This is a genomic window from Chryseobacterium sp. Leaf405, from assembly GCF_001425355.1.
Taxonomy (GTDB): domain Bacteria; phylum Bacteroidota; class Bacteroidia; order Flavobacteriales; family Weeksellaceae; genus Chryseobacterium.
Map to the genome: position 1 here is coordinate 962141 of NZ_LMQN01000015.1, position 13704 is coordinate 975844.

At 34.2% G+C, this 13704-nt stretch carries 15 protein-coding genes; 14 read left to right on the plus strand and 1 reads right to left on the minus strand.

From position 1 onward, the window contains the following. The first annotated feature begins 75 nt into the window (after positions 1-75). The 13 genes from ASG22_RS14295 (at position 76) to ASG22_RS14355 (ending at position 9340) form a co-directional block, all read left to right on the plus strand. Positions 76-504, plus strand: a complete 429-nt coding sequence (locus ASG22_RS14295) for a hypothetical protein (RefSeq protein WP_055985902.1) — start codon at positions 76-78, stop codon at positions 502-504. Beyond that, on the plus strand, positions 494-1306 hold the full coding sequence (locus ASG22_RS14300; RefSeq protein WP_055985905.1) for a TIGR02452 family protein: 813 nt from the start codon (positions 494-496) through the stop codon (positions 1304-1306). Before ASG22_RS14295 ends, ASG22_RS14300 begins: the two co-directional genes overlap by 11 nt. 119 nt (positions 1307-1425) lie before the next feature. Continuing rightward, on the plus strand, positions 1426-1941 hold the full coding sequence (locus ASG22_RS14305) for a DUF4291 domain-containing protein (protein ID WP_262483957.1): 516 nt from the start codon (positions 1426-1428) through the stop codon (positions 1939-1941). Beyond that, on the plus strand, positions 1941-2480 hold the full coding sequence (locus ASG22_RS21495) for an ADP-ribosylglycohydrolase family protein (protein WP_055985908.1): 540 nt from the start codon (positions 1941-1943) through the stop codon (positions 2478-2480). Before ASG22_RS14305 ends, ASG22_RS21495 begins: the two co-directional genes overlap by 1 nt. Then, entirely contained in the window at positions 2417-2848 is a 432-nt protein-coding gene (locus ASG22_RS21500) for an ADP-ribosylglycohydrolase family protein (RefSeq protein ID WP_082505015.1), read from the plus strand. The genes ASG22_RS21495 and ASG22_RS21500 overlap by 64 nt, the downstream gene beginning before the upstream one ends. After that, complete coding sequence (locus tag ASG22_RS14320) at positions 2838-3347, plus strand: O-acetyl-ADP-ribose deacetylase (protein ID WP_055986854.1); 510 nt, start codon at positions 2838-2840, stop codon at positions 3345-3347. The genes ASG22_RS21500 and ASG22_RS14320 overlap by 11 nt, the downstream gene beginning before the upstream one ends. Positions 3348-3454: 107 nt before the next feature. Further along, positions 3455-4141, plus strand: coding sequence for an SIR2 family NAD-dependent protein deacylase (locus ASG22_RS14325; RefSeq protein WP_055985913.1), 687 nt, complete (start codon positions 3455-3457; stop codon positions 4139-4141). Further along, positions 4141-5082, plus strand: coding sequence for an ADP-ribosylglycohydrolase family protein (locus tag ASG22_RS14330; RefSeq protein WP_055985916.1), 942 nt, complete (start codon positions 4141-4143; stop codon positions 5080-5082). The genes ASG22_RS14325 and ASG22_RS14330 overlap by 1 nt, the downstream gene beginning before the upstream one ends. 10 nt (positions 5083-5092) lie before the next feature. Further along, a complete protein-coding gene (locus ASG22_RS14335; protein WP_055985919.1) occupies positions 5093-5638 on the plus strand; it encodes an RNA 2'-phosphotransferase in 546 nt (181 codons plus the stop codon). Between the two features lie 234 nt (positions 5639-5872). Beyond that, positions 5873-7597, plus strand: a complete 1725-nt coding sequence (locus ASG22_RS14340) for a hypothetical protein (protein ID WP_055985923.1) — start codon at positions 5873-5875, stop codon at positions 7595-7597. Between the two features lie 87 nt (positions 7598-7684). Beyond that, on the plus strand, positions 7685-8464 hold the full coding sequence (locus ASG22_RS14345) for a T9SS-dependent choice-of-anchor J family protein (protein WP_055985927.1): 780 nt from the start codon (positions 7685-7687) through the stop codon (positions 8462-8464). A 203-nt stretch (positions 8465-8667) separates the two neighbouring features. Next, on the plus strand, positions 8668-8949 hold the full coding sequence (locus tag ASG22_RS14350) for a hypothetical protein (protein WP_131726202.1): 282 nt from the start codon (positions 8668-8670) through the stop codon (positions 8947-8949). Beyond that, positions 8939-9340, plus strand: a complete 402-nt coding sequence (locus ASG22_RS14355; RefSeq protein WP_055985934.1) for a hypothetical protein — start codon at positions 8939-8941, stop codon at positions 9338-9340. The genes ASG22_RS14350 and ASG22_RS14355 overlap by 11 nt, the downstream gene beginning before the upstream one ends. A 57-nt stretch (positions 9341-9397) precedes the next feature. Here the strand turns inward: ASG22_RS14355 and ASG22_RS14360 are convergent, their stop codons facing one another. Continuing rightward, positions 9398-10279: a cupin-like domain-containing protein gene (locus ASG22_RS14360; RefSeq protein ID WP_055985937.1), complete on the minus strand. Its 882-nt coding sequence runs from the start codon at positions 10277-10279 to the stop codon at positions 9398-9400. Positions 10280-10882: 603 nt separating this feature from the next. On the opposite strand from ASG22_RS14360, the gene ASG22_RS14365 reads away from it, so the two are divergent. After that, the gene (locus ASG22_RS14365; RefSeq protein ID WP_055985939.1) at positions 10883-13606 is read left to right on the plus strand and encodes a TonB-dependent receptor; all 2724 of its coding nucleotides are present in this window, start codon (positions 10883-10885) and stop codon (positions 13604-13606) included. Positions 13607-13704: the final 98 nt, after the last annotated feature.

Below are 13704 nucleotides of genomic sequence, written 5' to 3' on the forward strand. Positions count from 1 at the left end.
ATCAGCAGAATTATTAGAAAAAAACTTTGCGGATCTTGCGTTAAAAAATAAATTAAGAATATAAAAAGCACAACCATGAAAACAAAAACAATATACAGACCAGTCGGAGAAAAAGAGATGCTTTTAATTATAGAAAGTAATTACAAAAGATTTCCTCCAAGATTGGAATGGCAACCTATTTTCTATCCCGTTTTGAATGAAGATTATGCTTCCGAAATTGCAGAAAAATGGAATACAAGAGATGAAGCCGGAAATTATCTAGGTTTTGTAACCAAGTTTGAAGTATTGGAAGAAATTGCCAATCAATATCCTTCACAAAATGTCGGAACAAAAAATCATAATGAATTATGGGTTCCGTCAGAAGAATTAGACATATTTAATCAGTCGATCGTCGGAAATATTGAAGTGACGAAAGTTTTCATTGGGAAAGATTTTAGGAAAGCGGCAAATGATGAGATAGAAAATGTATTATTAACGATTAAAAAAACTAACAATGACCAATAAAGGAATGGCAAAAGATACATTGGAAATCTTAGCCAAGAAACATTATATAAACGAACACAACGAAAAAATCAACATAGAAAATCAAATGGAAACATGTATCAATGAAACCGTTTTGTTTTCATCCGAAGAATTGTCGGAAATTAAAGAAAGCGAACTTCCGAAAACCCATTTCAAAACCCAATTTGAAGTCTGGAGATGCAGTTCTTTAAAAGCAATTTTACAATTAGCCGAAGAAGAAAATCAGGAGAAACTAATGTGTCTGAATTTCGCATCGGCAAAAAATCCGGGTGGCGGTTTCATCAACGGCGCGGAAGCTCAGGAGGAAAGTTTAGCAAGAACTTCTGGTCTTCACGACAGCTTATTGCAAGGTTGGGAATATTACGACACGCATCGTGCAATGGAATCTTGTTTTTACACTGATATGATGATTTACAGCCCGAAAGTTCCGGTTTTCAGAAAGGATAAAGGCGAATTGTTACCGAAACCAATTTTGTGCAATTTCATCACTTCTCCTGCGGTAAATGCAGGTGTCGTAAAACGTCAAGAACCGGAAAGAGAAGGCGAAATTTTCGGAGCAATGGATATTAGAACAGATAAAATGCTTGCTTTGGCTTTAAGTCAGGGAAATGAAACTTTAATTTTAGGAGCTTGGGGATGCGGCGTTTTTAAAAATGATCCGAAAGAAATAGCGGAATTATTTAAAAAATACCTTCACGGAAAATATAAAAATAAATTTAAAAGAGTGGTTTTTGCGATTCTGTCGAAAAAAGAAGAAATGATAAAGCCGTTTGAGGAAATATAATGGAACTCAAATTAAAAAAATATAAAGAACAACTACAAGATTGGCCTCAAAAAGGACATCACATCATGGCTCAATATGATGATGAGAAAATAATTGTTTACCAGTCTTACCGAAAATAAATCGGTGATTTTGCGGTTAAAAATCAATATTTTGGCGGAGCATTCAGTTTGGAAAGAATGACCTGGATAAAACCTAATTTCCTTTGGATGATGTACCGAAACGGCTGGGGAAGAAAAGAAGGTCAGGAATCAGTTTTGGCAATTCATTTAAAAATGAGTGCATTCAAAAAATATCTTGAAAATGCAGTATACTCTTCCTATAATGAGCGATTGGGAATTTCCAGAGAAGAATGGCAAGATCAGGTGAAAGAATCTTCTGTGAGACTGCAGTGGGATCCGGATCACGACCCTTTCGGAAATAAATTAGAAAGAAGAGCAATACAGATTGGTTTGAGAAATGAATTCGTTAAAACTTTTGCTAAAGAAGATCTAATTTTAATAGAAAATATTTCGGAATTTGTAAAAGACCAACACCAGTTTGTATTAAATGCTGACTTGGATCAATTAATTCTCCCTGAAGAAAAACCGTTGTTGTTTGATGATGAAGATTTAAATAAAAAATTAAGGTTAAAATAATGAAAGATAAACTCTTACTAGCTTCAAAATCACTTACGGGAATTTCCATTGGTGATGCTTTTGGAGAAAGTTTCTTTGGTGATGAAAGCTTAATTAAAACCTTTATTCAACAAAGAATTATTCCTGAAAATTCTCTGGATTTTACGGACGATACAATTATGGCGATTGCTGTTTTTAAGTCTTTGGAAAAGTTTGGAGAAATTAATCAGGGCTTTTTGGCAGGAGAGTTTACAAGAAATTATTATTTGGATATCAATCGAGGTTATGGACCTTCGATGCATCAATATTTCAGAGCGGTAAAAAGCGGAGAAAATTGGAAAGATGTTTCTTATTCAAAATTTGAAGGACAAGGTTCAATGGGAAATGGCGGAGCGATGAGAACGGCTGTAATTGGAGCTTATTTTTACGATGATTTAATTCAACTTAAAAAAATGCAGAACTTTCCTGCGAAGTTACTCACGCCAACAAAGAAGCGATCGAAGGAACAAAAGCCATTGCTTTGGCTGCCGCGTTTGCGGTTCAGGAAAAATTGGGAATGATAAGCTTCAATCAGCAAAGTTTTATTCAAAAAATTCAGGATGAATTAAACGATTCTGATATGAAAAGTAAATTGAATAAAACACTGTATTTAGATGGAAATCCAAGTATTGAATTGTTGGTGAAAACTTTAGGAAACGGCACAAAAATGACCGCTCAGGATACGGTTCCACTTATCATTTGGATGTTTTCGAGATACAGAACTAATTTTGAAGAATGTCTTTGGAATACCGTTTCAGCGTTGGCCGACAGAGATACGACTTGCGCAATGGCTGGAGGAATAAGCATTTTATGTTGTGATGAAAATACAATTCCGGATTGGACAAAGAATGTTGAAAATTGGAAAAACAGCAAATTTTATGAAAATTGAATTAATAAAAGGGGATATCACCAAAATAAAAGCAGATGCCATCGTGAATGCAGCCAATTCATCCTTACTCGGCGGAGGTGGTGTTGACGGAGCGATTCATCGTGCAGGAGGAAAACAAATTCTTGATGAATGCATTGAAATCAGAAACAGACAAGGAAAATGTAAAACTGGTGAAGCTGTTGTGACTAAAGCGGGAAATCTTCCTGCGGAATATGTCATTCATACGGTTGGTCCGGTTTGGAATGATAATGAAGAAAAAAGTTCAGAATTATTGAGGAATTGTTATCAGAATTCATTGAAATTGGCGGAAAGCCTAAATATTAAAACAATTGCTTTTCCTAATATTAGCACAGGAGTTTACAGATTTCCGAAAGAACTGGCGGGAAAAATTGCTGTGAATGAGGTGAAAAATTTCACATCAAATATCATAGAGAAAATTATTTTCGTCTGTTTTGATGATGAAAATGAAGAGATTTACAAAAAATTATTAAAAGAATAAATTACTATTTATTTGCTGAGTGAAACGCCCTTACGAACGGGACTAGGCATGATAATTTTAAAATAAGATCTTTGCGGATTTTACGTTAAATTAATTATAAAAAACAAATGAAAAAACTAACCATATTAACGGGCGCAGGAATCAGTGCTGAAAGCGGAATAAAAACCTTCAGAGACGGAGATGGTCTTTGGGAAAATCATAGCATCACGGATGTGGCAAGTCCGGAAGGATGGCAAAAAGACAGAACTTTAGTATTAGAATTTTATAACCAGAGACGTCGCCAGCTTCATGAAGTCGAACCCAATGATGCACACAGATTATTGGTGGAATTAGAAAAACATTTCGAGGTTCAGATTATCACTCAAAACATAGATGATCTGCACGAAAGAGCGGGCTCTACGAATATCATTCACATTCACGGAGAATTGTTCAAATCATGTTCTTGCAATAATAAAAATCTGATTTACCAACAAAAAGGCGATATCAATATCGGAGATAAAGCAGAAGATGGTGCTCAGTTACGACCGTTCATTGTTTGGTTCGGAGAAGACGTTCCGTTGATGAAAGAAGCTTCAAAAAAAGCAAAAGAAGCAGATATTTTCTTAGTCATTGGAACTTCTCTGCAGGTGTATCCCGCCGCAGGATTGCTTCATGACATCAAGGATGATTGCCTTCTAATTGTCATCAACCCTAATGAAACAGGTTTCGGATACGGACAAAGAGCTGTCGTGATGAAAGAAACGGCAACTCAGGGAATGAAGTTATTATTCGATAAATTAGTAAATCTTGCCTAATGGAAAATGTTATAAAGGCAGGGATTTTTGGCGTTTGTATTGGTGATGCTTTGGGTGTTCCGGTTGAATTTAAAACCAGAGAAACTTTGAAAAGATTTCCTGTTGTAACCATGCGGGAATTTGGATCCTGGAACCAGCCGAAAGGAACCTGGAGCGATGACAGTTCGTTAACGCTTTGCCTTGCAGATGAATTGACCAAAGGATATGATCTTGAAAAAATCGGACAAAGTTTTGTGAAATGGAACAAATACGGACATTGGACGGCTCATGGAAAATTGTTCGATATTGGCGGAACGACACGTCATGCCATTGCAAGATTGATTAAAGGTGAAAGTGCCAGATTTTCAGGAAATATTTTTGAAGAAGATAATGGAAACGGTTCTTTAATGAGAATTCTTCCCTTAGCCTTTTATCTTAAAAATGAAGAAAATATTGAGAAATTATATCAAACCGTAAAAGAAGTTTCTTCGATTACTCACGGACATTTCCGTTCTGTTTTTGCGTGTTTCATTTATGTAATTTTTGCGATTGAACTCATTAAAGGAAAAGATAAAAAAGAAGCCTATAGTCATATACAGAAAATAGCTTTGGAATTTTCAGAAAATCAAGGCTTTAACCCAAAAGAGATTCAACTCTTTGACAGAGTTTTAAAGAATGATATTTCAAGATATGAAGAAGATACAATTAGCTCAGGTGGTTACGTTCTTTCAAGTTTAGAAGCCTCATTATGGTGTTTTCTAAATACGGAAAGTTATTCTGAAGCGGTATTGAAAGCGGTCAATTTAGGAGAAGATACAGACACAACAGGAGCAATTACTGGCGGAATTGCCGGAATTTATTATGATTTTGAAAATATTCCTGAAGAATGGGTTGATGTTTTGGTTAGGAAAGATGATATTGAAAAGTTATGCAGTAAATTAGAAACTCAATTATTAAAATAAAACACAAACTATGAATGAACAAAAAAATAAAAAAACAAGCAAATTTCTGAGCTACGTTCTCAGACATCATCCCGAACTCATCGGTTTAAATTTAGATGAAAATGGATGGGCAGATGTGGATGAATTAATCATAAAATCAAAAAGAGATTCTTATCAGGGGCTTACCTTTGAAGAACTTGATGAAATTGTTGAAACCAATGATAAAAAACGTTTTATTTTTAATGAAGATAAAACCAGAATCAGAGCAAATCAAGGGCATTCGATTGATATTAATTTGGCTTTAAAACCACAACAGCCACCTGAATTTTTATATCACGGAACGGCTCAGAGTAATATAGATTCCATTTTAGAAAAAGGTATTGAAAAAAGAAACCGACAGCATGTTCATTTAAGCGAAGATAAAGAAACGGCCACAAAAGTCGGAATGCGCCATGGAAAGCCAATTATTCTGACGATAAGAACAAAGGAAATGTTTGACAACGGAATCGAATTTTACCTTTCCGATAACAATGTGTGGCTGACGGATTTTGTGGATACGAAATATATTTCAAAATGAAAAATATTGATAGTTGTCCTAATTGTAAAAAGTCATTTGAATTTTCTAAAGACGATGTTTACTTGAAAAAGAAATGAGATTTATGAAGGTTTTCATTGTCTTTGCTGAATGAAATGCCTTTGTGAACAAAAAATATTCTCAAACATTTTAAAGAAAATCTTTGCGATCTTTGCGTTAAAAAATTGCTTCATTCTACAAAAACAAAGTAATTTTAAAGCTCGAAATATTACTTCAATGAAACTGAAATATCTCCTATTTTTCCTTACTTCATCTTTATTATTTGCGCAAAATCGCTTTCAGACACCTTTTGAAAAAGGAAATGGAAATCAGACCGTGACTTATGATGAAATGAATTCCTTTTATAAAAACCTAGCTGAAAATTTCAATACGATTCAGTATCTGAAAAAAGGTGAAGACGATAACGGAAAACCAATTTATGTGGTCGTCTACAACCCTTTTCCTGAAAAAGATTTAAATCAGTTAAGAAAAGATAAAGCAATTCTATTTGTCAATAATGGAATTCATCCCGGCGAACCGGACGGAATTGATGCTACCATGATGTTAATGAGGGATTTAGCGACTAAGAAAATCAAAACACCTCAAAATTTTGTGATTGCAGCGATTTCTGCTTACAACGTGAGTGGAATGCTGAATCGTGGTTCATTTTCCAGAGCCAATCAAAACGGTCCGGAAGAATATGGTTTTAGAGGAAATGCCAGAAATTATGATTTAAACAGAGATTTCATTAAAGTAGATACAAAAAATGCGAGAAGCTTTCAGGAGATTTATCAATGGCTGAAACCCGATGTTTTTATCGATAATCATGTCAGCAACGGTGCAGATTATCAGTACACTTTTACCTATATTTCTACTTTCAAAGAACGGTTGGGAAATGTTTTAGGTGAATATTTTTACAATGATTTTCAGGCTAAAAATCTTGAAGATTTAAAGAAAATAGGTTACGAAAGCACGCCTTATGTGAATATTCATGGTGATGTTCCGGAGGTTGGTTTTGCTTCGTTCGAAGATTCACCCAGATATTCTACAGGATATGCTTCCCTGTTTAATACGATGGCAACAATGCCTGAAACGCATATGTTGAAACCTTATCATAAAAGAGTGGATGCAACGTACCGATATATGCTCGTCAATCTTCAGAATTTAGATAAGGAATATAAAAAAATAAAACAGCTTAGAATTGAAAACCTAAAACAATATCAAGCAGGAAAACAATACGGAATTCGCTGGAAAATCGATTCTACAAAATATTCTACCATGGATTTTAAAGGGTATGAAGGAAAATATAAGCCCAGTGAAATTTCAGGAAAACCGAGATTGTTTTATGACAGAAATAAGCCTTTCACAAAGAATATAAAACTTTTTACAACGGCAGTTCCGACTGGTTATATAAAGATTCCGAAATATTATCTAATTCCGCAGTCGCAATATCGTGTGATTGAAGAATTTAAAAGAAACCAGATTCAGATGAAACCAATTCAAAAAGATAGTACGATTGCGGTGGAATCTTATAAAATTAATGATTTTAAAACCGTTAAAAATCCTTACGAGGGTCATTATCTGCATTTTGAAACAACAGTTGATAAGTCGAATAAAAATTTGATGTTTTCTGCAGGAGATTATCTAATTCCAACCGATCAGGAAGGGGTAAAATATATTATTGAAACCCTGGAACCCGAAGCTTTAGACTCATTTTTCAACTGGAATTTCTTTGATGGAATTTTAGCGCAGAAAGAATATTATTCAGCTTATATTTTTGAAGATACTGCGGCAGAATTATTAAGGAAAGATAAAAATTTAAAGCAAAAATTCGAAACTAAAAAAACTTCTGATTCAAAGTTCGCAGACGATGGAACGGCTCAGTTGGATGGGGTTTACAGAAACTCGCCTTATTTTGAAGAAAAAACTTTCAGGCAATATCCGATTTATAGAATTCCATAAAAATCAATATTAATTTCTGATTTTTGGTGTTGAAAAATAATTTTATGTTTGATTTTCATTAACTTAGTGTTTGCCAAAACATTAAATATGAAACAAATTTATAAACTAATAATCCTTTTTGGGCTATTCCCGACAGCATTTTCAGCGCAGTATTTTCAGGGTTTCGATTCGGCTGCAATGCCTTCAGACTGGACGATCATTAACGGAGGAGATCCTGAAACCTGGCGGACATGGGAGGCTTACGATACTACTTTTAATGATCCACATTCAGGATCACACTTTTTAGGTTTACAATATAGAAATACGGCAGATGATTATGTGATAAGTCCTGGAATTACTGTCATTGCAGGCGTTTCTGATCAACTTACTTTTTGGGCGAAAAACAGAGGGGCAGGTCTTACAGAAGAAATTGATGTGAAAGTTTCTACCACAAAGCCAACAGCAGAAGGTCTGAACAAGACGATTGTAAAATCTTTAAAACCATCAACTTCATGGATGCAGTATTCGTATGACCTCTCGGCTTATACAGGACAGACCATTTACATTGGTTTTTATTCTGCAACCAAAGATATGTGGTTTGTAGGAATTGATGATTTTAAGGTTTCTGGGAATATTTCTAAGATATCCAATCCCAATTTTACAAGTGTCTCCATTTACCCAAATCCTGTAAAAGATGTTCTGAATATAGAGAATAAAACCAAAATGACCGAAATTAATATTTATGATCTTTCAGGAAGGTTGCATCAACAGGAAAAAGTTAATACTGAAAATGTCAGCATTCGTGTAAAAAATCTTCCTCCCGGAAATTATATTTTGAAAATTAATGAAGAAGCTGTAGAAAAGACTTATAAAATCATTAAAGAATAATTTTTAGCATGAGAATAACGAGGAAGGATATTTTAACAGAAGCATCCTTTTCGTTTTAATTAATTACTGTATCGTATTGAATGTGATTGATTTATAGGCTTGAATTTCCGTATTTTTCACAATGTTTTTTGTTGTTTTCCCTGACTGTTTTAAATTTTTATCAGACGAAATTTGCTGTATCAAAACCAATAAAAATCACAGTTATGGCAACTAAAAAACAGTTTTTCGTTTCATTGGAAGGTGTAGACCTTACAGACGAGCAGTTAAAAAACATCGACAGAGGAATTCAGAATGTCGTACTTTCCGAGCTTTCAAAAGTAGACAATACACAAGCCTTCGGAGCACACAGAAATTTTAAAGAACTGATAAGACCTCTGAGAGTAAAAGACTGGTTTCCTTGGGGAATCATTATTTTCAAACCCGGAATTGATTTGAACAAGCAAATCGCAGACATCCAGGTACAGATAAAAGGATATGGAGGCTAGTTTTAATTCTTCAAAAAAATTGTGCCCCAGTTATGTAGGAAAAGTTGGGGCACAGCTTTTTGGGGTGATGAACATAGACGGGAAGGTTCAGTTTATAACGCCGCTCACCGTCACAGAAGATTTTATTCAACAAAATGATAATCTTGAGCAGAGATTCCGTTTTACGGGCAAATGCGTAGAAAAAGGCTGTGCGCAGTGGAATAATGAAGAATCGAAATGCTCTTTATCCAAAAAAGTTCAAAATTTAGAGGTAAATAAAAGTTTGGAATTGTCTTTTTGCCCGATTCGTTCCCAGTGCCGTTGGTTTTCTCAGGATGGAAATGAAGCGTGTTTTTCCTGTAATGAGATTACAAGAAATATGGAAGAATTACTTTTGAATGTTCAATATTAATTGTTCAGAATATGTAGTTAAATAAAAAGACGTTTCACACAGAAACGTCTTTTTATTTTATCTTGGCAAACCTCTCTTTAAAGCGATTTCTGCTCGTTTAATGGCTACTTTTTCTTTCCAGTCCATATATTTCTTTTTGAAATTCTTCTTCATAACATCGTCAAACTTACGCTGAACCGTAAGATTCCATAAAGATTGGGCTTTTACGCTCCAGGATTTGTCCCAGGCTCTTAAAGAAAGGGAGAAACTTCCATCCAGATATTTCATCCAGTGCCACCAGCCTGTCGGCATAAATAGAGTGTCGCCATGTTCCAGGTAGCAATCAATACCTTCCACTCCGTTGAGCGCAGGGAATTTTTCAAAATCAGGATTTTCGATATCGTAATCTTCTAATGCATAGGTAGCATAAGGCAGTTGATAGAGTCTTTCCTTCCATTTATTTTCGAATAAGATTACATGTTTTCTGCCATTAAAATGGGTGTGAAATATATGTGCTAAATCGATGTCATAATGAAGAAAAGTAACTGAACTTTGTCCTCCAAAAAACATTCCGGGATATTTATCCAAAAAACCGCCCATCAGCTCTCTGGGAGGAATATATTCTTCAAGTAGTCTGGGAGCATGTTTTATAGGGTCAAAAAAGAAAATGCGAAGATCTGTAGGTTCTCTTTGGATGAGATCTATGTAATCTGCAAATTTCATTTTGGTAGTCGGTGTGTTGATAGGAGCGGCAGGATCTGCTTTTTTGGAATCATAAAGAGGGACTTCTACATCACCAACAACTTCCTTCACATAATCCATCGTCCACTTTTGATAGGCGGGCCATTTTTTTGCCATATTTTTTATGACAACGGGCCTTCTGGGCTTTAGATATTTTTTGATAAATTCTTCCTGAGTAATATCATCTACAATATCTATAGGCTTTAAAATAATTCCCATTTTAATAAAAGTTTATGTTACAAAATTATTAAATAAAAGTGTACGATCAGGTGTTTAATTTTTTTTTAATCTATTATTCAAATCTTTTTTGCCTATTTATTCTAAATAAGAATTTGGAAAATAATCTATGGAAATATAAATGCCTGTAAAACAAAAACACCCTGCAAAAATTCGCAGGGCAAAAACACAATTGATCATGAGAAAAAAACTCATTGGGCAAATGTATATATTTAAAAATAGAAAAATTATCGGTAAAAAGTTGATAAAATGATAGAATTACTCGTTTGCTTTTTAATTTTTTTTGTTGAAAATACTTATAAATGAAAGACATCCATAAAGATTAATAATTGGTTAAAAATTTTCTTTAAAATAATAATTTTAAACTTTTTAATTTGTCTTTAAAAACGATCTAGTCTTTTAAAATCTTTATGAATGAATATTTTTAAAGGTCATCTTACTGATAATAATAAAAGCTGAGATATAGAAAATATCACTATGTTTGTAGTGATGAAAACGTGTTTTTAACTTTTCCTTTTAAAATCAATCTCAACAATTGTGTAACAAAAGACTTTAACCAATAACTAATTAGGCAAATAATAAAATATGAAAAAGAGAATTACTTTATTCCTGATGATTTTCATCTCTGTACTTTCTTTTGCACAAAAGACGGTTTCGGGTAAAATAACGGATGAAGACGGGGTAGGTATTCCGAGTGCAAGCGTAACGGTGGAGGAACCGGGCAAAGATGCAATTCTGGCATACGGAATCACAAACGCTAAAGGGGAATACAAAGTAACCTTCACTTCTGCAGAATCTAATGTAGATCTGAAAGTGAAAGCCTTCAATCAAAGACCTCTTACCAAACAAATCACCAACAGTGACCAGACCATGAGTTTTACCATGGAATCTGAAGCTACAGAAATTAAAGAAGTAAAGCTGAAAACCAAAATGGTAACGGCAAAAGGAGATACTATTTCGTACGACCTGAAGGCATTCGACAGTAAAAGCGACAGAACGCTTGCCGATGTTTTGAAAAAATTACCTGGAATTGAAGTCAATACCGACGGAACGATTCTTTATCAAGGAAATGCGATCAATAAATTCTACGTTAACGGGAAAGACTTAATGGAAGGTGGTTACGGAACAATCAACAACTCGCTTCCGAAAGATGCCGTTCAGAAAGTTGAGGTGCTGGAAAATCACCAACCAGTAAAAATTCTCCAAGATAAGGTGCCTTCTGATCAGGCAGCCATCAATATCAAGCTTAAAAATTCTGTTACCATGACAGGTAGAGGAGAAGTGGGAGTCGGTGGAAGTCCTCTTTTATGGAATGTGAAATTAACACCAATGTTTTTCGGACAGAAAAGTCAATGGGTGGTAAATTACAAAGCAAATAATGTAGGAGAACAGGTAGAAAATGAAGGAAATATTATAGGTTTCGGAAATTCCTGGGAAGGAAGAAGAGGAAATGCTTCACAAAATAAATGGCTTGGAGTAGAAACGGCAAGTACACCAAATACTCCGGTTAAAAGATATCTAATGAATAACGTTCATTATTTTTCTGCAAATTATCTTACCAATATTGATAAGAAAAAGGAATGGGAGCTAAAAGCCAATGCAAATTATACAAATAATGTAGTTGAAAGAGAGGATTATAATGAAAGAACATTTGAAAATGGATCAAAAGTTATTAATACAACAAGAAATAATTTCTATACAGATAAGATAAAAGGAGAATTAATTTTTACTAAAAATGCAAAAAAAGGCTTTTTTAAAAATACAACAAGTTTCAGCCAGTTCTGGAATGGTGACAGAGCGAATGTGCTAAGAGACGGAAGAACAGGAAATGAATCTGTTCAATCTCCAACGTCATCATTCCAAAACTCTTTAAGTACAATCATTCCGTGGAAAGAGAAAATGGTTAATTTTAAATCTTATATTAATTACCAGGATGATAACCAGACTCTTCAAATTACACCTGCAACTTATATGCAGATTCCATTTAAAGTAAACGCAGATTCCATCGGAAGAATCAATTTTGCTCCCGGATCAATCGCAGAGCAGAGATTCAGACTTAAAACTTTAGATACGTCACATTCTGCGAACATAAGTTTTTCAACAAAAGGATGGACATTCACTCCGCAAGTTGGATTTGATTTTTCATCGGATAAATTAAATACAAATTTTGACGGATTGGCAGTTCAAGCAAACCCACAAGATATTCAGCCAAACTTTAATAGCCCGGCTTATGAAAACGATCTAAGATTTACAGAAATCAATCCGAATGCTTCAGTAGGAGTAAATTATAAATCAGACTCTTGGAGTTTGTTTGCAAACTTTCCGGTGAATTTCAATAATATTAAAGCTGAAGATGATTTAAGAGGTGTTTCAAAATCTTTAAACAGAACAACATTTACCCCTAATTTATTTGCACAATATACGTTTGCTTCTTTCTGGAAAGCAAGCGTGAATGGTAATATTAATAATAATTTCGGGGATATCCAGACAGCTTATGCGGGATATATGCTTTTGTCTCCAACAGGTTTTAATGTAATGGATCCTAATAATCCAATTCCTCAAACTACTACATCAAGTGCTGGATCGAGAATAGAATATAGAAATCCATTGAATAATCTATTCTTTAATATCAATTATTCCCTAAGCGACAGTAAAAGAAACCTTCTTAGTGCTCCAATCCTTGATCCATCGACCGGGTTTACTTTAATGCAGTATAAGGATCAGGAAAATCACTCAAAAAGCAACAGATTCAGTGCTGAAGTGGGTAAATATTTTCCTAAGTTTAAAACAAATGCATCAGTTAGTTATGGAAATACAACTTCAATATCAGACGCTTTCTTATCTGATCCGTTCTTAGGTGATGTAGAATTTAAGAATAAAAATAATTCTCAGACGTACGGCTTCAAATTCAATAATACATATTTTTCTTGGATGAGCTTAGATTATAACATGAGTCTTTCAAGAACTAAACAAGACAGCCGAACAGGAACATTAGGTATAAATAAGGGCTACAATCATAATTTAGCAGTATTCTTCTATCCAATTGAAAACCATACGATAGGATTTAACTGGGATCAGGTAAACACAGTAAATAAAACGAATAAATATAATAACCCGTTTTACGATGTTTCTTACCAGTTTACTTGGGCAAAAAAGAAAATCGATTTCGAATTGAAATGGATGAATATAGGTAACCGCAAAGTATTTGAGACATTTAATCTGGATGGTCAGTTGGGTTCAACAACATACACAAGAATCCAACTCCGCCCAAGCCAGGTAATGTTCACCGTAAAATTCAACTTTAAATAAAACAAAAACCAATCTCGATGAGGTTGGTTTTTTTATTAAAAATACTCATGGAAAATAAAATTCAAAAAAATATGTAACATAATCATACAACCATGAAC

Coding starts and splice junctions, on each gene's coding strand:
- ASG22_RS14345 (WP_055985927.1), top strand. CDS start 7,685: ATGAAACAAATTTATAAACTAATAATCCTTTTTGGGCTATTCCCGACA.
- ASG22_RS14325 (WP_055985913.1), top strand. CDS start 3,455: ATGAAAAAACTAACCATATTAACGGGCGCAGGAATCAGTGCTGAAAGC.
- ASG22_RS14330 (WP_055985916.1), top strand. CDS start 4,141: ATGGAAAATGTTATAAAGGCAGGGATTTTTGGCGTTTGTATTGGTGAT.
- ASG22_RS14350 (WP_131726202.1), top strand. CDS start 8,668: ATGGCAACTAAAAAACAGTTTTTCGTTTCATTGGAAGGTGTAGACCTT.
- ASG22_RS14320 (WP_055986854.1), top strand. CDS start 2,838: ATGAAAATTGAATTAATAAAAGGGGATATCACCAAAATAAAAGCAGAT.
- ASG22_RS14360 (WP_055985937.1), bottom strand. CDS start 10,279: ATGGGAATTATTTTAAAGCCTATAGATATTGTAGATGATATTACTCAG.
- ASG22_RS14340 (WP_055985923.1), top strand. CDS start 5,873: ATGAAACTGAAATATCTCCTATTTTTCCTTACTTCATCTTTATTATTT.
- ASG22_RS14335 (WP_055985919.1), top strand. CDS start 5,093: ATGAATGAACAAAAAAATAAAAAAACAAGCAAATTTCTGAGCTACGTT.
- ASG22_RS14300 (WP_055985905.1), top strand. CDS start 494: ATGACCAATAAAGGAATGGCAAAAGATACATTGGAAATCTTAGCCAAG.
- ASG22_RS14365 (WP_055985939.1), top strand. CDS start 10,883: ATGAAAAAGAGAATTACTTTATTCCTGATGATTTTCATCTCTGTACTT.
- ASG22_RS14355 (WP_055985934.1), top strand. CDS start 8,939: ATGGAGGCTAGTTTTAATTCTTCAAAAAAATTGTGCCCCAGTTATGTA.
- ASG22_RS21495 (WP_055985908.1), top strand. CDS start 1,941: ATGAAAGATAAACTCTTACTAGCTTCAAAATCACTTACGGGAATTTCC.
- ASG22_RS14295 (WP_055985902.1), top strand. CDS start 76: ATGAAAACAAAAACAATATACAGACCAGTCGGAGAAAAAGAGATGCTT.